Source organism: Pinisolibacter sp. DMC100, assembly GCF_056313705.1.
Window position 1 is genome coordinate 1 of record NZ_JBQUZT010000013.1, and the last position, 18,986, is coordinate 18,986.

The 18,986-nt window shown below is 68.3% G+C and carries 22 protein-coding genes and 1 other RNA gene; 12 read left to right on the forward strand and 11 right to left on the reverse strand.

Annotated elements, in window-relative coordinates:
* The coding region (locus ACT541_RS20295; protein WP_476139262.1) for a glyceraldehyde 3-phosphate dehydrogenase NAD-binding domain-containing protein at window positions 1–75 on the reverse strand (75 nt) is incomplete at its 3' end.
* A 639-nt stretch (window positions 76–714) separates the two neighbouring features.
* Between ACT541_RS20295 and ACT541_RS20300 the strand changes: the two genes are divergently transcribed.
* The 11 genes from ACT541_RS20300 to ruvA all read left to right on the forward strand — a co-directional run bounded on the left by ACT541_RS20300 (window position 715) and on the right by ruvA (window position 7,557).
* A complete protein-coding gene (locus tag ACT541_RS20300) occupies window positions 715–996 on the forward strand; it encodes a DUF4164 domain-containing protein (RefSeq protein WP_476139179.1) in 282 nt (93 codons plus the stop codon).
* Window positions 997–1,007: 11 nt separating this feature from the next.
* The gene (locus ACT541_RS20305) at window positions 1,008–1,397 is read left to right on the forward strand and encodes a cell division protein ZapA (protein ID WP_476139181.1); all 390 of its coding nucleotides are present in this window, start codon (window positions 1,008–1,010) and stop codon (window positions 1,395–1,397) included.
* 35 nt (window positions 1,398–1,432) lie between these two features.
* Entirely contained in the window at window positions 1,433–2,320 is an 888-nt protein-coding gene (locus tag ACT541_RS20310; protein ID WP_476139183.1) for an AEC family transporter, read from the forward strand.
* Window positions 2,321–2,377: 57 nt separating this feature from the next.
* A non-coding RNA gene (gene ssrS / locus ACT541_RS20315) (6S RNA) lies at window positions 2,378–2,536 on the forward strand.
* A 67-nt stretch (window positions 2,537–2,603) separates the two neighbouring features.
* Window positions 2,604–3,206 carry a 5-formyltetrahydrofolate cyclo-ligase gene (locus ACT541_RS20320; protein ID WP_476139185.1) on the forward strand — a complete coding sequence of 201 codons (603 nt, stop codon included), beginning with the start codon at window positions 2,604–2,606 and terminating at the stop codon, window positions 3,204–3,206.
* A 4-nt stretch (window positions 3,207–3,210) separates the two neighbouring features.
* Window positions 3,211–4,026, forward strand: a complete 816-nt coding sequence (locus tag ACT541_RS20325; protein WP_476139187.1) for a TIGR00282 family metallophosphoesterase — start codon at window positions 3,211–3,213, stop codon at window positions 4,024–4,026.
* A gap of 126 nt (window positions 4,027–4,152) precedes the next feature.
* Complete coding sequence (locus tag ACT541_RS20330; protein ID WP_476139189.1) at window positions 4,153–4,902, forward strand: YebC/PmpR family DNA-binding transcriptional regulator; 750 nt, start codon at window positions 4,153–4,155, stop codon at window positions 4,900–4,902.
* A 199-nt stretch (window positions 4,903–5,101) separates the two neighbouring features.
* The gene (locus tag ACT541_RS20335; RefSeq protein ID WP_476139191.1) at window positions 5,102–5,773 is read left to right on the forward strand and encodes a DUF5343 domain-containing protein; all 672 of its coding nucleotides are present in this window, start codon (window positions 5,102–5,104) and stop codon (window positions 5,771–5,773) included.
* Window positions 5,766–6,239 (forward strand): TIGR02391 family protein, encoded by a 474-nt coding sequence (locus ACT541_RS20340; RefSeq protein WP_476139193.1) that lies wholly within the window; start codon window positions 5,766–5,768, stop codon window positions 6,237–6,239. Before ACT541_RS20335 ends, ACT541_RS20340 begins: the two co-directional genes overlap by 8 nt.
* Before the next feature lie 174 nt (window positions 6,240–6,413).
* A complete protein-coding gene (gene ruvC, locus ACT541_RS20345) occupies window positions 6,414–6,926 on the forward strand; it encodes a crossover junction endodeoxyribonuclease RuvC (RefSeq protein WP_476139195.1) in 513 nt (170 codons plus the stop codon).
* A gap of 10 nt (window positions 6,927–6,936) precedes the next feature.
* Window positions 6,937–7,557, forward strand: coding sequence for a Holliday junction branch migration protein RuvA (gene ruvA, locus ACT541_RS20350; RefSeq protein ID WP_476139197.1), 621 nt, complete (start codon window positions 6,937–6,939; stop codon window positions 7,555–7,557).
* A 6-nt stretch (window positions 7,558–7,563) separates the two neighbouring features.
* Here ruvA and nikR read toward each other — a convergent pair whose 3' ends face one another.
* From nikR to ACT541_RS20380, 6 genes are all read right to left on the reverse strand, one after another.
* Window positions 7,564–7,968, reverse strand: coding sequence for a nickel-responsive transcriptional regulator NikR (nikR, locus tag ACT541_RS20355; RefSeq protein WP_476139199.1), 405 nt, complete (start codon window positions 7,966–7,968; stop codon window positions 7,564–7,566).
* A 117-nt stretch (window positions 7,969–8,085) separates the two neighbouring features.
* Window positions 8,086–8,982, reverse strand: coding sequence for an ADP-ribosyl-[dinitrogen reductase] hydrolase (draG, locus tag ACT541_RS20360; protein ID WP_476139201.1), 897 nt, complete (start codon window positions 8,980–8,982; stop codon window positions 8,086–8,088).
* A gap of 10 nt (window positions 8,983–8,992) precedes the next feature.
* Entirely contained in the window at window positions 8,993–9,799 is an 807-nt protein-coding gene (locus tag ACT541_RS20365) for an NAD(+)--dinitrogen-reductase ADP-D-ribosyltransferase (protein WP_476139203.1), read from the reverse strand.
* A 106-nt stretch (window positions 9,800–9,905) separates the two neighbouring features.
* Complete coding sequence (locus ACT541_RS20370; protein WP_476139205.1) at window positions 9,906–10,298, reverse strand: VOC family protein; 393 nt, start codon at window positions 10,296–10,298, stop codon at window positions 9,906–9,908.
* 77 nt (window positions 10,299–10,375) lie between these two features.
* A complete protein-coding gene (locus ACT541_RS20375; RefSeq protein WP_476139207.1) occupies window positions 10,376–11,068 on the reverse strand; it encodes a helix-turn-helix transcriptional regulator in 693 nt (230 codons plus the stop codon).
* 25 nt (window positions 11,069–11,093) lie between these two features.
* Window positions 11,094–11,729, reverse strand: a complete 636-nt coding sequence (locus tag ACT541_RS20380; protein ID WP_476139209.1) for a hypothetical protein — start codon at window positions 11,727–11,729, stop codon at window positions 11,094–11,096.
* 202 nt (window positions 11,730–11,931) lie between these two features.
* Here ACT541_RS20380 and ruvB point away from each other — a divergent pair, with 202 nt between their 5' ends.
* Window positions 11,932–12,969, forward strand: coding sequence for a Holliday junction branch migration DNA helicase RuvB (gene ruvB / locus ACT541_RS20385; protein ID WP_476139211.1), 1,038 nt, complete (start codon window positions 11,932–11,934; stop codon window positions 12,967–12,969).
* A gap of 134 nt (window positions 12,970–13,103) precedes the next feature.
* Here ruvB and ACT541_RS20390 read toward each other — a convergent pair whose 3' ends face one another.
* The 4 genes from ACT541_RS20390 to ACT541_RS20405 all read right to left on the reverse strand — a co-directional run bounded on the left by ACT541_RS20390 (window position 13,104) and on the right by ACT541_RS20405 (window position 18,786).
* Complete coding sequence (locus tag ACT541_RS20390) at window positions 13,104–14,915, reverse strand: ABC-F family ATP-binding cassette domain-containing protein (RefSeq protein WP_476139213.1); 1,812 nt, start codon at window positions 14,913–14,915, stop codon at window positions 13,104–13,106.
* 60 nt (window positions 14,916–14,975) lie between these two features.
* Entirely contained in the window at window positions 14,976–15,794 is an 819-nt protein-coding gene (gene panB, locus ACT541_RS20395) for a 3-methyl-2-oxobutanoate hydroxymethyltransferase (protein ID WP_476139215.1), read from the reverse strand.
* A 58-nt stretch (window positions 15,795–15,852) separates the two neighbouring features.
* Window positions 15,853–17,322 (reverse strand): hypothetical protein, encoded by a 1,470-nt coding sequence (locus tag ACT541_RS20400; protein WP_476139217.1) that lies wholly within the window; start codon window positions 17,320–17,322, stop codon window positions 15,853–15,855.
* Window positions 17,323–17,487: 165 nt separating this feature from the next.
* Window positions 17,488–18,786, reverse strand: a complete 1,299-nt coding sequence (locus ACT541_RS20405; protein ID WP_476139219.1) for an adenylosuccinate synthase — start codon at window positions 18,784–18,786, stop codon at window positions 17,488–17,490.
* Between the last annotated feature and the right edge of the window lie 200 nt (window positions 18,787–18,986).

Below are 18,986 nucleotides of genomic sequence, written 5' to 3' on the forward strand. Positions count from 1 at the left end.
GCCGGACTCGACGATGGCGCGGAGCACGTTGCGACCGATGCGACCGAAACCGTTGATGGCGACACGAACAGCCATGGGAGTTCTCCTCTCGAATGATCAGCCGGCCGACCGGAGGGCCCGATCGGCACTCGAACGTCTTGCGAGCGGGCCTCGACGTCCGTCACGCGGTCGGGCGAGGAGGGACCACTCGGACCGGGCGCCCTTGGGGCCACTGGGGGCCGGGCGGCACCGGGAATTCTTGCCTCCGGAGACGATCGTGCATCCCATGGGGGTGCACCGGCCGGGATCGAACCCGAAATCGAGGACGGGGCACTCGTAGCAGGTCGGTCGGGGGTGTCAATCCGAACCATTCCGCCCTTGCGGTCGCGCGCGACGCTGCAAGCGGCGGTGCGCGGGCGGCAACCGGATGTGCAGGGCGGGGAAAGCACCGAAACGACGGAGCGATCGCATTGACCCGACCTTCGCGGGAAGCCTAAATTCCGGCCGAGACGGCCTCGCGACGAATCGCGCGGGCCGCGATCGGTCGAGGCGATCGATCCCGCGTCGGGCGGATGTTCCGCACGCGGTTTCCACGGAGTTCGAAGCGTGCCTCCGGCCGGACGGACGGGGCGCGCGCACCGCTTGGCCGCATCCGGGACGGCGTCCGGAGGCGGCATCGTGACGGCGCATCGCGTCATCGATCGGGCGCGACGGCGTCGGTCGCAGGAGGTCGGGATGGTTCAGGCACCCGCCGTCGAGGCGGCGCTCGGTCGGCTGACGGCGGCCCTCGAGATGCTCGAGGCGGCTGTCGAACGCCGTTTCGAGGCGGACCGGACCACGCTCGAGCTCGAGGAAGAGGTGGCGCGGATCGCCGACGACCGCTCTCGCCTCGGCCAGAGCCTCGATCAGGAGAAGGCGCGGGGCAATCTCCTCGAGGAGACCAATCGCGAAGTGTCGCGTCGCCTGGTGGCGGCGATGGAGTCGATCCGCTCCGTTCTCGACGCGCACGGCGGGTGAGGCGAGGCGGCATGGCGCAGGTCAACGTGACCATCAACGGCCGGGTCTACCGGATGGCCTGCGAGGACGGGCAGGAGGGGCACCTCCAGAGCCTCGCCCAGCGGGTGGACGAGATCATCCACGGGCTGCGCGGCTCCTTCGGCGAGATCGGCGACCAGCGGCTGACCGTGATGGCGGCCGTCACGGTGATGGACGATCTGGTCGAGACCCAGCGCCGGTTGAAGAGCCTCGAGGCCGAGAACAGCCTGCTGCGCGAGACCCGCACCGCGGTGATCGAACGGCGCGACGAGGTCGAGATCGAGATCGCCCGGCGGATCGACGAGGCGGCGAGCCGCGTCGTCGCGGTGGCCGAGGCGCTGGGGCGCCGGCGCGCCGAACCGGACGAGACCGACGAGGGCTGAGCCCTTCTGTTGTCCCCCAACGACGGATCGATCGCGTGTCGCTGCAACTCGTCTCCGATCTCGCGGCGGTGCTGGCGCCGTCGCTGGTGCTGACGCTCGCCGGTTTTCTCTGGGGACGCAGCCCGCATCCCTTCGATCAGGCCTTCGTCACTCGGCTCGTCACCCTGGTGGGTGCGCCCTGCCTCGTCTTCTCGGCCCTGACCAAGACGCCGCTGCCGGGGCGCGACGTCGCTTCCATGGTGACGGCGACGACCGTCTGCCTCGCCGTCTTCGCGCTCGCCGGCACGGCGGCACTCCTCGCGCTGCGGCTGAGGCTGCGCACCCATCTGCCGGCCGTGGTCTTTCCCAACATCGGCAACATGGGGCTGCCGATCTGCTTCTTCGCCTTCGGCGAACGGGGACTGACGCTGGCGACGATCTTCTTCGCCATCACCTCGGTGTTCCAGTTCACCGTCGGCCCGGCGATCGCCTCGGGCAGGCCCACGCCGGCGATGCTGCTGAAGGTGCCCTTCATCCACGCGGTGTGGATCTCGCTCCTCGTCGGCGGGCTGGGGCTGGCGATCCCGCCATGGGTCGCCAACACCGCCTCGCTCGCCGGCGGGGCGACCATCCCGCTGATGCTGCTGGCGCTCGGAGCGGCGCTCGCCCGGCTCGAGGTGGCGGCGCTGCCGCGGGCCTTCGTCGTCTCGGTGCTCCGGATCGGCATCGGCATCGCGACCGGCTTCGCCATCGCCGCCGCCTTCGGCTTCACCGGGGCGGAGCGCGGCGTGCTGGTGGTGCAGAGTTCGATGCCGAGCGCGGTCTTCAACTATCTCTTCGCGCGGATGCACGACAATTCGCCGGAGGAGGTCGCCGGCGTGGTGCTCGGCTCGACGCTGCTCTCCTATACCGCGCTGCCCTTCGTGGTGGCGGCGGTGATGTGAGCCGGCGACAGTGCCCGCACTGGCACTTCGCTGCGCCAAGCCCTATATTCGATCCCGACGAGGCTGCGCGACGCGGCAGGAGTCTGCATCCCCGGGGCCTTATCGATCCTAACGGGAGCTGTCACTGGGGAGGTCCGTGGACTTTCTCATTACGGCGCCCACCTACTTCGTAGGTTTCCCGGGATCGAATTCTCCACCGGTCGAGGTGGCTTCGTCACTCTGCCCCTTTCGTGGCGCCGGTCGCCGAACACGCGGGCACCAACCCCGCCCCGCCGGACCGTCGATGACCGCCACGCCCACAGCCCTCGCTCCCCTCAAGGACACGCTCCGCCGCGCGGCCCTCGCCCGCCGCGACGAGCTCGACGCGGCCTTCCGCATGCGTGCGGCGGAAGCATTGGCGGCCGATCCGGCGACGCCTGCGCTTCCTGCCGGGACCATCGTCGCCGGCTATTTCCCGATCCGCTCGGAGATCGATCCGCGCCCGTTGATGCGGCGGCTCGAGGCGTCCGGCGCGCATCTCGCGCTGCCGGTCGTGTTGGGCGACGGCGAGAGCCTGGTCTTCCGTCTGTGGCGGGAGGGCGAAGCGCTGGAGCGCGCCTCCTTCGGCCTGTCGGTGCCGCCGGCGAGTGCGCCGGTGGTCGATCCCGACGTGCTGCTGGTGCCGCTCGCCGCCTTCGACGGTCTCGGCCACCGCATCGGCTACGGCAAGGGCCATTACGACCGGGCGCTCGCCCGGCTCGACGCGGGCCGTCGCAGGCTGGCGATCGGTCTTGCCTTTTCGACCCAACGGGTGGACGAGGTGCCGGCGGAACCGCACGATCGGCCGCTCGATCTGATCCTCACCGAGGCCGGTGCGATCCGGCCGGCGACCACCGCTTCGGAGTGACCCCATGCGACTTCTCTTTCTCGGCGACGTGGTCGGCAAGGCCGGACGCAAGGCGGTGCTCGAGCGCCTGCCGGGTCTCGTCGACGACCTCGGGCTCGACTTCGTCGTGGTCAATGCCGAGAACGCCGCCGGCGGCTTCGGCATCACCGAGGAGATCGCGCAGGACCTGATCGACGCCGGCGCCGATGCGCTGACGCTCGGCAACCATTCCTGGGATCAGCGCGAGGCGCTGGTCTTCATCGAGCGCCAGCCGCGACTGCTGCGCCCCGCCAACTATCCCGCCGGCACGCCGGGCAAGGGGGCCAATCTCTACATCGCCAGGAACGGCGCGCGGGTGCTGGTGGTCTCGGTGATGGGGCGGATCTACATGGACCCGCTCGACGACCCCTTCGCGGTGGCCGAACGCGAGATCGCCGCCTGTCCGCTCGCCGAGCAGGCCGACGCGATCATCCTCGACGTCCATGCCGAGGCGACCTCCGAGAAGCAGGCGATGGCGCACCATTTCGACGGCCGCGTCTCCCTCGTCGTCGGCACGCACACGCATGTCCCGACGGCGGACTACCAGATCCTGCCCGGAGGCACGGCATTCCAGTCGGATGCCGGCATGTGCGGCGATTACGACAGCGTCATCGGCATGGAGAAGGACGAGCCGATCAACCGCTTCACCACCAAGATCGGCCGCGCCCGTTTCGAGCCGGCCGGCGGCGAGGCGACGGTCTGCGGCCTCTTCGTCGAGACCGACGAGCGCACGGGACTTGCGAAACGGGTCGAGCCGCTGCGTCTGGGCGGGCGATTGTCGCAGGCGATGCCGAAGGCGTGATGCGCGTATTCGGCCCGGCTGGATTTTCGCCGCGCCTCCGCCTATAAGGGCGCACTTTCCGACATTCCCGGGCGTCGGCGGTTCCCGCTCGAGCCCGCACGACCGCGATCGCGAGAGACGACGACCATGGCCGGACATTCACAGTTCAAGAACATCATGCACCGGAAGGGCAAGCAGGACAAAGTCCGCTCCAAGCTCTTCTCCAAGCTCGCCCGCGAAATCACCGTGGCGGCCAAGGACGGCGGCGGCGATCCGGGGATGAACGCCAAGCTGCGTCTCGCCATCCTCAACGCCCGCGCCGAGAACATGCCGAAGGACAACATCGAGCGCGCCATCAAGAAGGCCTCCGGCTCCGACGCCGAGACCTACGAGATGGTCCGCTACGAGGGCTATGGTCCGGGCGGCACGGCGGTCATCGTCGAGACGCTGACCGACAACCGCAACCGCACCGGCGGCAACGTCCGCGCCGCCTTCACCAAGTTCGGCGGCGCGCTGGGCGAGACCAATTCGGTGTCGTTCTCGTTCGACCGGATCGGCGAGATCACCTATCCGGCCTCCGCCGGCAGCGCCGACGCGGTGCTCGAGGCCGCCATCGAGGCGGGTGCCGACGACGTCGTCTCCGACGAGGAGAGCCACGTCATCGTCACCACCTTCGAGGGCCTCTCGGAAGTCTCCAAGGCGCTCGAGGCGACGCTCGGTCAGGCGGAGTCGATCAAGCCCAACTGGCGGCCGCAGAACACCGTTCCGGTCGACGAGGAGAAGGCGACGACGCTGATGAAGCTCATCGGCCAGCTCGAAGACGACGACGACGTGCAGAACGTCTACACCAACTTCGACATCTCCGAAGAAGTGATGGCCAAGCTCGCCGCGATGTGAGCAGGCGGAGCGCGGACGATCTCGGCGGGCGCCGGAGGGAGACCTCCGGCGCCCGTTTTTGTCGACGCGCGTTGACCATCCGCATCATCTACAAGATTATTTCTCCTATACAACCGGTTATTGCAAATGCGCTCAATGTGTGCTGACTTTAAGCCAATTGGCGTGTGATTCCGTCTCTCTTTCAATCGAGGGCAAGAAAGTGCCAACACATCCATATATTTCTGGCCCGGGCAGCGTCGAACAGATGATTGGTCATCTCAGGCGTAACTTCCCATCTGTTGTGACATCCGATACCGTCAAGAAATTCGGGCTCGCACCAAATAATGAAAGCTATGTAATTAATGCTCTTCAGTTTATTGGTGTAATTGATGGGGAATGCAAACGGACGGAAAGCGGTCATGATGTTTTCTTGTTGGGTGAGGATGCCTTTACGTCGGCATTTGAAGGCTTAGTGCGGTCTGCTTATCGCGATTTATTTGATCTGCGTGGCGAAGATGTGTGGAGTTTGAGTCGAAAGGAGCTTACGACGTACTTCAGAACAACAGATAAGACGAGCGAGATTATTGGAGGGCGTCAGGCTGGTCTGTTTCAGGCGTTCGCGTCCATGGCCGGTCATTCTGCTTCGAATGGTTCAAGCGCTCCTGCTCCTGCTAAGTCTCCAAGTCGGCCTAAAGCGGCGAAGTCAAAGCAAGGTTCTGTGAAGGTCCAGGATGTTCCTCCTGTTTATGATGTTAATGATACCGGGGGTGGTGATATTCGCAAAAATATGGCGCTAACGGTTCGTGTTGAAGTCAACCTTCCGGCGAACGGCTCGCAGGAGGTATATGATGCTATATTTAAAAGTATTCGCGCGAACTTACTAGATGGGTGATGATTTTAAGAAATTCGAGCGCATTGTTCGTCTTGCTGGGCGTTTTTGTCTTGCTGACGACGGATTGATCGCGTCTTCTCACCCATTCGACGAGAGGAACATACATTCCGAAATTGGCAGGGTGTCTCGTAAATTGTTCGACAATGGACACTACGCGCAAGCTACATTTGAAGCGTTTAAGCTCCTTGAGAGCGAGGTAAAAATGCTATCGCAGCTTCATTCTTCTGGTTCATCTCTTATGATGTCTGCTTTTTCCGAGACTAATCCCAAAATTAAATTGACAAATTTGGGTACGCAGAGTGAAATAGACGAGCAACTCGGATATAAATTTATATTTTCCGGCGTTATTTCGGCTATTAGAAATCCTCGTGGCCATGAAATCGTTCTTGATACGATAGATGGATGTCTGGATCATTTGTCTATCGCGTCTGTTCTTATGCGACGGCTGGAGGCAAGAGGTGTTTAAATGTGATGTGCTAGATAGATATAGCGCGACTTAATTATCGTGTTTAGTATTTTTATTTTCTTTTATATTTTGTCATTCTGTGTTGATGTCGGCGCCGGCAATCAGGATCTGTCGCCGCCTCTCTCCCGCCTCCCCCTTTGCGAAACGAACCGAGAACATGCTAGCGTCGCGGGCATGACATCGACCGTTCGAATCATCGGCATCGATCCCGGCCTCCAGCGCACCGGCTGGGGGGTGATCGACGTCGCGGGAAACCGCCTCTCCTTCGTCGCCTGCGGCACCATCACCTCGACCGCCAAGGACGAGTTGGCCGGACGCCTCGTGGAGCTGCACGACGGGCTCGCCGCGGTCGTCGCCGACCATGCGCCCGACGAGGCGGCGGTGGAGCACACGTTCGTCAACACCAACCCGACCTCGACGCTGAAGCTCGGTCAGGCGCGCGGCGTGGCGCTGCTGGTGCCGGCCAAGGCGGGGCTGTCGGTCGCCGAATATCAGCCGAACGCCGTCAAGAAGGCGATCGTCGGGGCGGGGCATGCCGACAAGGAGCAGGTCCAGCACATGGTCAGGATCCTGCTGCCCAAGGCGGTGTGGAAGGGGGCGGACGCGGCCGACGCGCTCGCCATCGCCATCTGCCACGCCCACCATCGCCAGACGCTGACGCGCGCCCTGCGGATCGCCGGGGCCTGAGGAGAGATCGATGATCGGCAAGCTCAAGGGCATCGTCGACGAATACGGCGACGACTTCGTCATCCTCGACGTCAACGGCGTCGGCTACGTCTGCTTCTGCTCGAGCCGCACGCTGCAGAACCTGCCCTCGCCGGGCGAGGCGGCGGTGCTGTCGATCGAGACGATCGTGCGCGAGGACATGATCCGCCTCTACGGCTTCGCCGATCTCGAGGAACGCGAATGGTTCCGCATCCTGACGACGGTGCAGGGCGTCGGCACCAAGGTGGCGCTGGCGATCTTGTCGGTGCTCAGGACGAGCGAACTCGCCTCGGCCATCGCGCTGAAGGACGTCACCGCGCTCTGCCGCGCCTCGGGCGTCGGCAAGAAGCTCGCCGAGCGCATCTGTCAGGAGCTGAAGGACAAGACGCCGGGCTTCGCCTCGGTCGATCCGGGCCTCGTCGCGCTCGCCGGCGGCATCGCCGAGAAGACGGCGCCGAAGCCGCTCGCCGATGCAGTCTCCGCCCTGGTCAATCTCGGCTATCCGCAGATCCGGGCGAGTGCCGCGGTGGCGGCCGCTGCCCGCAGCGCCGGCGAGGACGCCACGACCGAGACGCTGATCCGCCTGGGGCTCAAGGAACTGGCGCTGGCGTGAGGGGCCTCAGGTCGGCGCCGGGATGACCACCAGTTCACCGTTCCGCACACCGCGTTCGGCGCGGATCGCCTCGGCGAAGGCGCGGACGGCGGCGACGTCGCCGGAGAGCGCGGCGATCTCCAGGATCTCGCCGCCGGGCAGCGGTTGCTGCAGGCGGGTGGCGCGGACGTCGGTGCGGTCGCGATAGGCGGCGGCGAGCCGCTTGGCGAGTTCGCGGGTCTCGGGATCGAAGACGAAGGTCAGCGAGGCGACGCAGTCACGGCTCTCGCCGACCACCTCGATGCCGCGGGCGAGCCCGGCGCGCGACAGGTCGCGCACCGCTTCCGAGCGATTGGAATAGCCGCGGGTGACCATGAAACGGTCGATCTCGCCCATCAGGTCGTCGTCGAAGGTCAGGGTCACGCGCTGCACGTCGGATCTCCGCTGGCGGACGGGGCGACTCGGCCCGTCGGTCGGGCGCATGGTGGCGCCGAACGGTGGTTTCGTCGATGGCTGGCGACCGTCACGTCGACGCGGGCGACGCTCTCGTCACGGCGCGGCGGCGGAGAGCGCCAGCAGGGCCGGCACCACGGTCGCGATCTCGGCGCGGGCGCCGGCTTCCAGCGCCTTCAGCCAACGTTTCGGGATGGTGCTCGTGCCCCAACGCGCACCCGCCAGCATGCCGGCGATGGCGCCGGTGGTGTCGGCATCGTCGCCGCGGTTGACGGTGGCGACGATGCACGCCTCGAACGACGCGGCGGTGAAGAAGGCGGCGAGCGCCGTCTTCATCGTGTCGACGATGTAGGCGGTCGCCGGCCCGTGGTAGCCGGTGAAGGCGAAGTTGGGGAAGGCCGCGACGAGCGCATCGGCGCGGGCGCGGGCGGCGGCGACGTCGCCGGTCGCGACCAGGATCCGCACCATGTCGATCAGCGCCAGCGTGGCGGCGTCGGAGAGCGGGTGGTTGTGGGTGGTGTGGGCCTGGGCGATGCCCCAGGCGGCGGCGCGGCTCGCGTCTTCGAGATTGGCGAGCGCCACCGGCAGGCAGCGCATGGCGGCGCCGTTGCCGGCGTCACCCTCGGCGAAGGGGCCCTCGACGGTGCCGGCGGTGATGTAGCGGCGGATGCCGCGCCGGCAGGTGTTGCCGACGTCCGGCGGCTTGGAGCGCAGCCAGGCGGCGAATTCCTCGCAGACGTCGATGGCGTCGAAGCCGCCGCGCCGGGTGAGCGAGCGGGCGAGGCAGAGCGACATCTGGGTGTCGTCGGTGACGGCGCCGGCCTTCAGCTTCAGCCAGCCGCCGCCGACGATGTCGCGGTGGACGCCGTACTCCGCCGCGATCTCGCGCGCCGTCATGAACTCGACCGTGGCGCCGAGCGCATCGCCGATCGCGAGCCCGAGGAAGGCGGCATGGGCGCGGTCGGCGATCTCGGGGGAGAGCTGCGTGGTCATGGGGCGATCCTCACCACGAGGTCTCGACGGGATAATCCCCGCCGATCACCAGCCATTCGCCTTCGCCCTTCAACGGGTGGTCGGCGATCAGGCCGGAGAAGAACAGGACCTTCTGCAGCGGCACGCGAGCGGTCAGGATGGTGTCGCCGAAGCAGCCGGCGGTGTCGCGATCGGCGGAGAAGGAGACGAGCGCGTTCATGCGGACGACCGCATGGCGCTTGTCGAGCCGCTGCAGCGCGACGTGTTCGCCGAAGTCGTTGACGCCGCGGTGGAGCGTCAGGTGGCTGACGCCCGGCGCGACGAAACGATGGAGCGCCCACTGGCAGAACTCGTAGAGCAAGTCGAGCTGCGTCATGATCGAGTTCGAATGGAAGCGGCTCGACATCTTCTCCTCGACATAGGTCGTCCAGCGACCGGTGCCGATGCGGGTGATCGGGCCCTTGTGCCAGGTCGGGAAGATGCCGAAACGGCTCTCGACCCAGCCCTTCAGCACGGCGCCCTCGGGCCCGTTGGAATCGAAGCCCCAGCCGGCGACGAGGCGCAGCCAGGAGGAGAGATAGCGTTTCGGCCCACTCTCGGCCCCCTCGCGCTGCTCGCGATCGATGGCGAACATCGCCCGCATGTAGGCGGAGAAGGCGCGGCCGGCCTCCTCGAGGTCCTCGGCGAGGTCGAGCATCTCGAACAGCGGACGGTTCATCTCGACGACGCCGGCGACATGCACCGGGCGCGGCGCCTCGACGAAGGCGACGGTGCCGAGATAGTCCGTCGGCAGACCGACGAGATTGGTGGAATGTCCGATCGTCCGGTCCGTGTTCATTCGCCCCCCTGATGGCCACAGGAGAGCACGGCCGATGACGCGGCGCCAGATCGGGGATGTTGCGATGCGGCGTTTCCCGCCGCATCGCTCGGTCGAAGGATCGGTGTCAGTCCACCGATGGATGGAAGACGCGGATGCGATGGCCGTCGGGGTCGAGGGCGGTGAAGGTGCGGCCGAAGTCCATGGCGGTCGGCGCCTGCGCGATCGTCAGTCCGCGCGCGGCCCAGTCGGCATGCGTGGCGTCGACCGCGTCGTCGGAGGCGACCCTGACGGCGATCTCGCCGCCGCCGCCGAGGTGGGAGGCCGCGGGCCGGGCGCCGTCGGCGCGCCACAGGCCGAGCGCCAGACCGCCGGCGAGCGGCAGCATGGCGAAGGTGTCGGAGATGTCGATCGTCTCGCGGCCGAGGAGGTCGCACCAGAAGGCGGCGGAGCGGCGGACGTCGGAGACGTAGAGGATCAGCAGGCCGGGGGTGATGGTGGTCTCGGTTTCGGTCGTCATGGTGTCACCTCGTGTTGGAAAGGACGAGCCACCATGCGACGGGCTGCCGACAGTTTCCGTCAGCAGTCTGCACTTCCTCATTTTGGTGAGCCGATGCCTTCGGCACGGCGCCATTCGGCGACGAGGGTGCGGCGGCGGCGCGGCGGACGCGCCTCCTCGATCGTCGCCGTCACCATGCGGTCGACACGGAAATGGCGGAAGGCGCCGCGCGTCTCGCACCAGGCGGCGAGCACCCGCGTCTCCTCCATGAAGCCGAGGGCGACCGGCCAGACGACGCGGCGGGTCTCGCGGCCCTCGGCGTCGCGGTAGACGAGGGCGAGTTTCCTCTCTTCGCGCAGGGCGCGGCGCAGCTCGGCGAGGTCGACGACTTCCGGCGGATGCGCGCGTTTGGTGGGGACGAGCAGCGTCGGCTCGTCGAGCGCGGCGCGGCGGTCGGCCGGCAGGACGGCGGCGATCTTGGCGATGGCGTCGCGGGCGGCCAGCGCGAGGCGCGCGTCGGTCTGGGCGGCGACCCAGCGCGAGCCGAGCATCAAGGCCTCGATCTCCTCGTCGCGGAACATCAGCGGCGGCAGCAGGAAGCCGGAGCGCAGCAGGTAGCCGACGCCGGCCTCGCCCTCGATGTCGGCGCCCTCGCCGACGAGCGTCGCCACGTCGCGATAGACGGTGCGCAGCGACACGCCGAGTTCGGCCGCCAGTTCCGCCCCCGTCACCGGGGTGCGGCGACGACGCAGCGCCTGGACGAGGGCGAGGAGGCGGGCGGCGCGCGACATGGGTGGGCTCACGCCGTCCGGTCGATCACTCGACCGGCCAGCCGAAGGCGATGGAATCGACGATCGGCTTGGCGGCCTTCATCTTCGGATCGTTGGAGGCGAATTCGCGATCGCCGGCAACCGCGCTCGCCGCCTTGTCGGGAACGCCCGCCGGCAGGGCGAAACGCACCGAGACGATGCAGCCGCCCGGCGCCGGCTTGTCGAGCTCGCCGCCCTTCCAGTCGGTGACCGAGCCGCCGTAGTCCCAGTCGAAGCCGGAGAGCGCGAAGGGCTTGCCGTTGAGCTTCTCGACCTCGGCGATCGTGAGACCGGGGCGGACGCCGTTCTGGGCGCCGACCTTGTTGTCGTGGGCCGGGCGCACCGAGGAGAGCTTCTCGCGCTTCTTGTCGTCGGCCCAGAAGAACTCGAGCCGCTTCTTGGCGTCCTTGGGATAGAGGACGGTGGCGCCGATCTTCTCGCCCTCGGCGCCGTCGACCTGCTTCCAGACGACGTTGTCCTTGCCGAAGGCGGCGACGAGCTTGGCATGGGACGTGTCCGCGCCGAGCGGGCCGGTGCAGGAGAGGACCGGCGCGGCGGCTTCCTGAGCGGCGGCGGGTGCGGCGAGGGCGAGGATCGAGGCGAGGGCGGAAGCCGGGGCGGAAAGCCGGGCAAAGAGGGGCATCGTCGCGTCTCCTTGGGGATGCGTTCGGGCGATCCTACACCGGAACGGCGATGCGGGAGGGGGCGAATCCGTCGCGGCGGTGGAAAGTTCCGCGTCGGCGCGCCGAGGGCGGGGGCAGGGCGCGCGCCTCTCGCGTTCTCGCTTCGTCCCGCCGACGCCCCGTGCTAGGGATGCGCGCGACGGCCTGCGGACGGACGATTCGATGACGACACCCAAGCGACTGATATCGGGCGAGAAGCGCGAGGAGGACCTCGACGCGACGCTTCGGCCGCAGGCGCTCGGCGACTTCGTCGGCCAGCAGGCGGCGCGCGAGAACCTCTCGGTCTTCATCGAGGCCGCCAAGCATCGCCGCGATGCGCTCGACCACGTGCTCTTCGTCGGCCCGCCCGGCCTCGGCAAGACGACGCTCGCCCAGATCGTGGCGCGCGAACTCGGCGTCAACTTCCGTTCGACCTCGGGACCGGTGATCGCCAAGGCGGGCGATCTCGCGGCCCTTCTCACCAATCTCGAGGAACGCGACGTCCTCTTCATCGACGAGATCCATCGGCTCAATCCGGCGGTGGAAGAAATCCTCTATCCGGCGATGGAGGACTATCAGCTCGATCTCATCATCGGCGAGGGACCGGCGGCGCGTTCGGTGAAGATCGATCTGGCGAAGTTCACGCTGGTCGCCGCCACCACGCGCCTCGGCCTGCTGACGACGCCGCTGCGCGATCGTTTCGGCATCCCGATCCGGCTGAACTTCTACACGGTCGCCGAACTCGAATACATCGTGAAGCGCGGCGCACGGCTGATGGGCCTCGCCATGACGGAAGAGGGCGCCAACGAGATCGCGCGGCGCTCGCGCGGTACGCCGCGCATCGCCGGCCGCCTGCTGCGCCGGGTGCGCGACTTCGCCATCGTCGCCGGCAAGGACGCGATCGATCGCGAGATCGCCGATCGGGCGCTGTTGCGGCTCGAGGTCGACCGCGCCGGGCTCGATCAGCTCGACCGGCGCTATCTCGACGTCATCGCGGTGTCCTTCGGCGGCGGGCCGGTCGGCATCGAAACGATCGCGGCGGCGCTCTCAGAGCCGCGCGACGCGATCGAGGAGATCGTCGAGCCCTATCTGATCCAGCAGGGTTTCGTGCAGCGCACGCCGCGCGGCCGCATGCTGACGCAGGCCGCCTTCCGCCACATCGGCATGGAGCCGCCGACGGGCCGGCCGGAGCAACTGGGGCTCGGGCTCGACGAGGAGTGACGCCGAATTCCCGGCGTCTCTGCACGTCCACCACCTCTGTTCGGCTTCACCCTGAGGTGCCCGGCTTTGCCGAGCACCTCAGGATGAAGGGTCTCTGCGAGACGGTCGAACTGCAGAGTCTCGCGCCCGCGCCCTCAGCCCTCGATCTCCTCGCGGAGCATCTCCAGCGCCAGCCACTCGTCCTCGGCCGCCGACAGCGCCGTCTGCGTCTCGTCGACCGCCTTCGACACCTTGTCGAAACGGGCGGGGTCGCGGGCGTAGAGGTCGGGGTCGGCCATCAGGCCATGGAGCTCGCCGAGCTTCTTCTGCAGCGCCTCGATCTTTCCCGGCAGGGTCTCGAGCGCGTGCTTCTCCTTGAAGGAGAGCCGCCGCTTCTTCGCCGGTTCCTCGGCCCGCGGCGTCTCCGCCTTGGGCGCGCGCACCGGGGCTTCGGCCTTCTCGACGCGGCGGGCGGCGACGCCGGCGCCGCGCTGGGCGACCATGTCGGAATAGCCGCCGGCATATTCGACCCAGCGCCCGTCGCCTTCCGCCATCACCACGGAGGAGCAGACGCGATCGAGGAAGTCGCGGTCGTGGCTGACGACGATGACGGTGCCGGGGTGATCGCCGAGCATCTCCTCGAGCAGGTCCAGCGTCTCGAGGTCGAGATCGTTGGTCGGCTCGTCGAGCACCATCAGGTTCGCCGTCCGCGCCAGCGCGCGCGCCAGCATCAGGCGGCCGCGCTCGCCGCCCGACAGGACCGACACCGGCGTGTTGGCCTGATCGGGCGAGAACAGGAAGTCCTTCATGTAGCCGATGACGTGGCGCATCTCGCCACCGACCGAGACGTGGTCGCCGCGGCCGCCGGTCAGCGTCTCGCGGAGGCTCGCGGTCGGGTCGAGGGCCTCGCGCTTCTGGTCGAGCGTCACCATCTCGACGTTGGCGCCGATCCGCACCGAGCCCGCGTCGGGCGCGAGGCGTCCGGTTAGGAGCCCCAGCAGCGTCGACTTTCCGGCGCCGTTGGCACCGACGACGCCGATCCGGTCGCCGCGGGCGATGCGCATCGAGAAGTCGGCGACGATCGGCCGGTCATAGCTCTTGGCGATGCCCTTGGCCTCGATCACCAGCTTGCCGGACTGTTCGGCCTCGGCGAGCGCCATCTTGACCTCGCCCTGCACCCGCCGCTCGGTCTTGCGCCGCTCGCGCAGGGCGCCGAGATCGGCGAGGCGGCGCTGGTTGCGCTTGCGCCGGGCGGTGACGCCGTAGCGCAGCCAGTCGAGTTCCATCGCGATCTTGCGGTCGAGCTTGTGGCGCGCCGCCTCTTCCTGCTCCAGCAGGTCGTCGCGCCAGGCCTCGAAGTCGTGGAAGCCGCGATCCATCCGCCGCGTCCGGCCGCGGTCGAGCCAGACGGTCGCCCGCGACAGGTTCTCGAGGAAGCGCCGGTCGTGCGAGATCAGGACGAGCGCCGAGCGCATCGTCTTCAACTCGGCTTCGAGCCATTCGATCGCCGGCAGGTCGAGATGGTTGGTCGGCTCGTCGAGGAGCAGCACGTCGGGTTCGGGTGCGAGCACGCGGGCGAGCGCGGCGCGGCGGATCTCGCCGCCCGACAGCGTCTTCGGATCCTCGTCGCCGGTCAGGCCGAGGTCTTCCAGCAGCAGGCGGGCGCGGTGGCCGTCGTCGCCCGGTCCGAGGCCGGCCTCGACATAGGCGAGCGTGGTGGCGAAGCCCGAGAGATCCGGCTCCTGCGGCAGATAGCGGATGGTGACGCCGCCCTGCACGACGCGTTCGCCGCCGTCGGCCTGGAGGATGTCGGCGGCGACCTTGAGCAGGGTCGACTTGCCCGAGCCGTTGCGCCCGACGAGACAGATGCGTTCGCCCTCGTGCACCATCAGTTCGGCGCCCTCGAGCAGAGGGGCGCCGCCGAAGGTCAGCGTGACGTCGCGAAGCGTGAGAAGAGGTGCGGCCATGGCGTCCGATTAGCCGATCGTCGGCCCGAACGCCACGTCGATTCGTCGTCGGTGCGCGTTTCACGCACCCGGCGTGACGTGTTCCGGTCCGGGGAAGCGGCGCTCGCGCACCTCGTCGCCGTAGGTCTTGGCGGCGGCACGGATCACCGGGGCGAGTTCGGCATAGCGCTTCACGAACTTCGGGGTGAAGTCGGAGAAGACGCCGAGCAGGTCGTCGATCACCAGCACCTGACCGTCGCAGGCGACCGAGGCGCCGATGCCGATGGTGGGGATGGCGATCGCCTCGGTGATGCTGCGGGCGAGCGGCTCGACCGTGCCCTCGACCACCACGGCGAAGGCGCCGGCCTCGGCGACGGCGACGGCATCGGCGAAGATCTTCGCCGCCTCTTCCGGGTTGCGGCCCTGGGTGCGGAAGCCGCCGAAGGCGTTGACCGCCTGGGGCGTCAGGCCGACATGGGCCATCACCGGCACGCCGCGTTCGACGAGGAAGCGGATGGTCGGCGCCATCTCGGTGCCGCCCTCGAGCTTGACCGCCTGGGCGCCGGTCTCGGCGAGCACGCGGGCCGAGGCGCGGAAGGCCTGTTCCGGGCTCTCCTGATAGGCGCCGAAGGGCAGGTCGACGACGACCATGGCGCGCTTCGAGCCGCGCACCACGGCGGCGCCGTGGGCGATCATCATGTCGAGCGTGACGGCGAGCGTCGACGGCAGGCCGTAGACGACCATGCCGAGCGAATCGCCGACGAGCAGGAAGTCGACCTCGTCGTCGAGCATCTGTGCCATCGGCGCGGTGTAGGCGGTGAGCGAGACGATCGGCGTCTTGCCCTTGGCGTTGCGGATGTCGCGGACGGTGCGGCGCCGGACTTCTGCGTGGGTGCTCATGATGGACTCGCGGTTCGGGCCTCGACGGACGGGGCCACAGGAATGCCGATCGATCGGATCAGTTGGCCTGGCCCCAGGCGGCGAAGGCGTCGGCGAAGGCGGCGTCGCCCGCGCCGGACTTCTCGAGCGTCAGGATGCCGCGTCGGCCGTTGTCGTAGAGGATCGGGATGTCGATCCAGCCACGCTCCTTGATGAGCTTGAAGTTCCGCTCGCGATCGGTCTCCGCCGAGCCCAGCGCGATCCAGAAGAAGTTGTCGGCGACCTTGGCCGACGCCGCGATCAGCGGATCGCCGCGCGACTGTTCGGTCGCCTTCATGATCATGCCCGGCACGCCGGTGACGGCCTTGCCGTCGAAGTCGGGCGGCAGCTGGAACTTGATCTCGACGAGATGGCTCGCCGGGAAGGACGTGTCGGCGTTGGGGCGCATCGACAGGTTCACGACCATCTTGCGGTCGGGAATCTCGGCGCGCACCCGAAGCAGCACGGCGTCGCGGCCGGCGGTCGGGTCGGGCACCACCTGCCACACCACCTTGCCGGGCGAGATGATCGCCTGGGCGCCGGCCTTGCCCTCCTCGTAGAGGATGGCCTTCTGGGCGACCAGCGGCACCGCCTGCTTCGGCACGGCACCGTCGCCGGTTCGCGTGCCGTCGGCGCTCTGCAACTGCGGCGAGGCGGTGATGGTCTGGGTCGGCACGGGCTTGGCCGGACCGTTCTTGCCGGCGTCGTCCGTGGCGATGCGATCCGTGACCTTCGGCGTCAGCTTCTCGCCGCCGCGCGAGGCCATGTCGACCACCTTCTCGCCGCGGCCGCCGAAGAAGGCGGAGATCGCCTCGCGCTGCGACCACAGCGCGACGATGCCGATGACGAAGACGACGATCGCGGCGCCGAGACCGATCACCACCGGCAGGCGCGAGGGGCCGCGTTCGCCGTTGACCGCCTCGTCGCGCCGGCGGCGGCGCTCGGCCGTCTCGCGGCGGCGCGGCGGTTCGGCGTTCTCGCGGCCGAAGCTCGGCATGCCGGTCTCGGCCAGCGCATCGCGGGCCTGACGGCCGAGTTCCTTGGTCGCCGAACCGAGCTGGCCGGCTTCGTCGACCACGGTGCGCAGCGCCGCCGTGGGCGCCGTCGGGCCGGAGACATGGGGCGGCGTCTCGCGCGAGGGCGCGTCGTCGACGACCGGCGGACGGGCGGGCATCTCGTGCGCCGCCGCCTCGGCATGGCCGGTCGGCGTTCCGGCATGGGGCTGCGGCGCCGGCTGCGACACGGCGGGGGCATCGGGCGGCAGCACCGGCGGTACCGGCGGCGTCGGCTTCAGCAGGCCCTTGGCGGCCTCAGACTCGACCTTGCGGATGGCTTCTTCGAGCTGGAGGCGCTGCTGGGTGATCTCGGAAGGGGTGAGCGGCGGATCGAAGGCCTTGAGCTGGTTGACCAGCGCGGAACGGGCCTTCTCGTAGACCGCGCGGCGAGCCTCGCCGTTCGCGGACGGAAGGGACGAGATCGCCCGCTTCAGGATCGCATGATAGTCAGCCATTCAGAGCCTTCCGAGAATCCGCCGAGGGGCTCGCCGCGAGACCCCCCCGGAAACGCCCCGTCCGCCGTCGCCCCCGTTCCCGAGAGTTCCGGCGAGAGCCTACTCCAACCGTGACGCGAAGCGAACAGGACCTGCCCGCCCGCTCCGCGAGATTTCAGTTCCCGTTCAGTCGCGGAACGGGTCCTGCACCAAGATCGTGTCCTCGCGCTCGGGCGAGGTCGACAGCATCGCCACCGGCGCGCCGATCAGCTCCTCGATGCGACGGACGTACTTGACCGCCTGCGCCGGCAGATCGGCCCAGGAGCGGGCGCCCTGGGTCGAGCCCTTCCAGCCTTCGATGGTCTCCCACACCGGCACGACACGGGCCTGTTCGGCCTGGCTCGCCGGCAGGTGGTCGAGCTCGCGACCGTCGAGCAGGTACTTCACGCAGACCTTGATCTCGTCGAAGCCGTCGAGCACGTCGAGCTTGGTCAGCGCGATGCCGTCGATGCCGGAGACCTGTACGGTCTGGCGCACCAGCACCGCGTCGAACCAGCCGCAACGACGCTTGCGGCCGGTGACGGTGCCGAACTCGTGGCCGCGCTCGCCGATCTTCTCGCCGACGGCGTCCTTGAGCTCGGTCGGGAAGGGGCCTTCGCCGACGCGGGTGGTGTAGGCCTTGGTGATGCCGAGCACGTAGCCGACGGCGCCCGGTCCGAGGCCCGAACCGGTGGCGGCCTGGCCGGACACGGTGTTCGACGAGGTCACGTAGGGGTAGGTGCCGTGGTCGATGTCGAGCATCGCGCCCTGGGCGCCCTCGAACAGGATGCGGGCACCGGCACGGCGGCGCTCGTCGAGCAGACGCCAGGTGACGTCCATGTAGGGCAGCACCGCGTCGGTGATCGAGGTCAGCTCTTCGAGCAGCGTCGCCGGCGCCACCTCGGGCTGGCCGAGACCACGGCGCAGCGCGTTGTGATGGGCGAGCAGGCGGTCGATCTTCGACGGCAGCGAAGCCGGTTCGCCGAGATCCATCAGACGGATGGCACGGCGGCCGACCTTGTCCTCGTAGGCCGGACCGATGCCGCGGCCGGTGGTGCCGATCTTGGTGCCGTTGGCCGAAGCCGCCGCCTCGCGCAGCTGGTCGAGCTCGCGGTGGACCGACAGGATCAGCGTCACGTTCTCGGCGATGCGCAGGTTCTCCGGCGAGATCTTCACGCCCTGGGCGGAGATGCGGCCGACCTCGGCGATGAAGGCATGCGGATCGAAGACCACGCCGTTGCCGATGACGCCGAGCTTGCCCGGACGCACGACGCCGGAGGGGAGCAGCGAGAGCTTGTAGGAGACCTCGTCGATGACCAGCGTATGGCCGGCGTTGTGTCCGCCCTGGAAGCGGACCACCACGTCCGCGCGCTCGGAAAGCCAGTCGACGATCTTGCCCTTACCCTCGTCGCCCCACTGCGACCCGACGACAACCACGTTGGCCATTGCGCCCTTTCCCCTGCCGGCGGGAGCCGGCATGATTCAAACTCTGCACCGGCCTCGGCCGGCATGTTCCAACACCCGCACCGGCGGCGACCGGTGCGATCCGTCGACTGCGGCCGACGACGCGCGACGACACCTCGCCCCGCCTTTCCGCCTCGTGATCGGGCACGAAAGAAGGGGGGAAGCGATCGAATCGATCCGCC

Bases quoted from the DNA above. Each gene is read 5' to 3' on its own strand.
- draG (WP_476139201.1), bottom strand. From the start codon at position 8,982: ATGACCACGCAGCTCTCCCCCGAGATCGCCGACCGCGCCCATGCCGCC.
- ACT541_RS20330 (WP_476139189.1), top strand. From the start codon at position 4,153: ATGGCCGGACATTCACAGTTCAAGAACATCATGCACCGGAAGGGCAAG.
- ACT541_RS20390 (WP_476139213.1), bottom strand. From the start codon at position 14,915: ATGGCCGCACCTCTTCTCACGCTTCGCGACGTCACGCTGACCTTCGGC.
- ACT541_RS20405 (WP_476139219.1), bottom strand. From the start codon at position 18,786: ATGGCCAACGTGGTTGTCGTCGGGTCGCAGTGGGGCGACGAGGGTAAG.
- ACT541_RS20380 (WP_476139209.1), bottom strand. From the start codon at position 11,729: ATGCCCCTCTTTGCCCGGCTTTCCGCCCCGGCTTCCGCCCTCGCCTCG.
- ACT541_RS20400 (WP_476139217.1), bottom strand. From the start codon at position 17,322: ATGGCTGACTATCATGCGATCCTGAAGCGGGCGATCTCGTCCCTTCCG.
- ruvA (WP_476139197.1), top strand. From the start codon at position 6,937: ATGATCGGCAAGCTCAAGGGCATCGTCGACGAATACGGCGACGACTTC.
- ruvC (WP_476139195.1), top strand. From the start codon at position 6,414: ATGACATCGACCGTTCGAATCATCGGCATCGATCCCGGCCTCCAGCGC.
- ruvB (WP_476139211.1), top strand. From the start codon at position 11,932: ATGACGACACCCAAGCGACTGATATCGGGCGAGAAGCGCGAGGAGGAC.
- ACT541_RS20320 (WP_476139185.1), top strand. From the start codon at position 2,604: ATGACCGCCACGCCCACAGCCCTCGCTCCCCTCAAGGACACGCTCCGC.
- ACT541_RS20375 (WP_476139207.1), bottom strand. From the start codon at position 11,068: ATGTCGCGCGCCGCCCGCCTCCTCGCCCTCGTCCAGGCGCTGCGTCGT.
- ACT541_RS20370 (WP_476139205.1), bottom strand. From the start codon at position 10,298: ATGACGACCGAAACCGAGACCACCATCACCCCCGGCCTGCTGATCCTC.
- ACT541_RS20340 (WP_476139193.1), top strand. From the start codon at position 5,766: ATGGGTGATGATTTTAAGAAATTCGAGCGCATTGTTCGTCTTGCTGGG.
- ACT541_RS20305 (WP_476139181.1), top strand. From the start codon at position 1,008: ATGGCGCAGGTCAACGTGACCATCAACGGCCGGGTCTACCGGATGGCC.
- ACT541_RS20325 (WP_476139187.1), top strand. From the start codon at position 3,211: ATGCGACTTCTCTTTCTCGGCGACGTGGTCGGCAAGGCCGGACGCAAG.
- panB (WP_476139215.1), bottom strand. From the start codon at position 15,794: ATGAGCACCCACGCAGAAGTCCGGCGCCGCACCGTCCGCGACATCCGC.
- ACT541_RS20300 (WP_476139179.1), top strand. From the start codon at position 715: ATGGTTCAGGCACCCGCCGTCGAGGCGGCGCTCGGTCGGCTGACGGCG.
- ACT541_RS20365 (WP_476139203.1), bottom strand. From the start codon at position 9,799: ATGAACACGGACCGGACGATCGGACATTCCACCAATCTCGTCGGTCTG.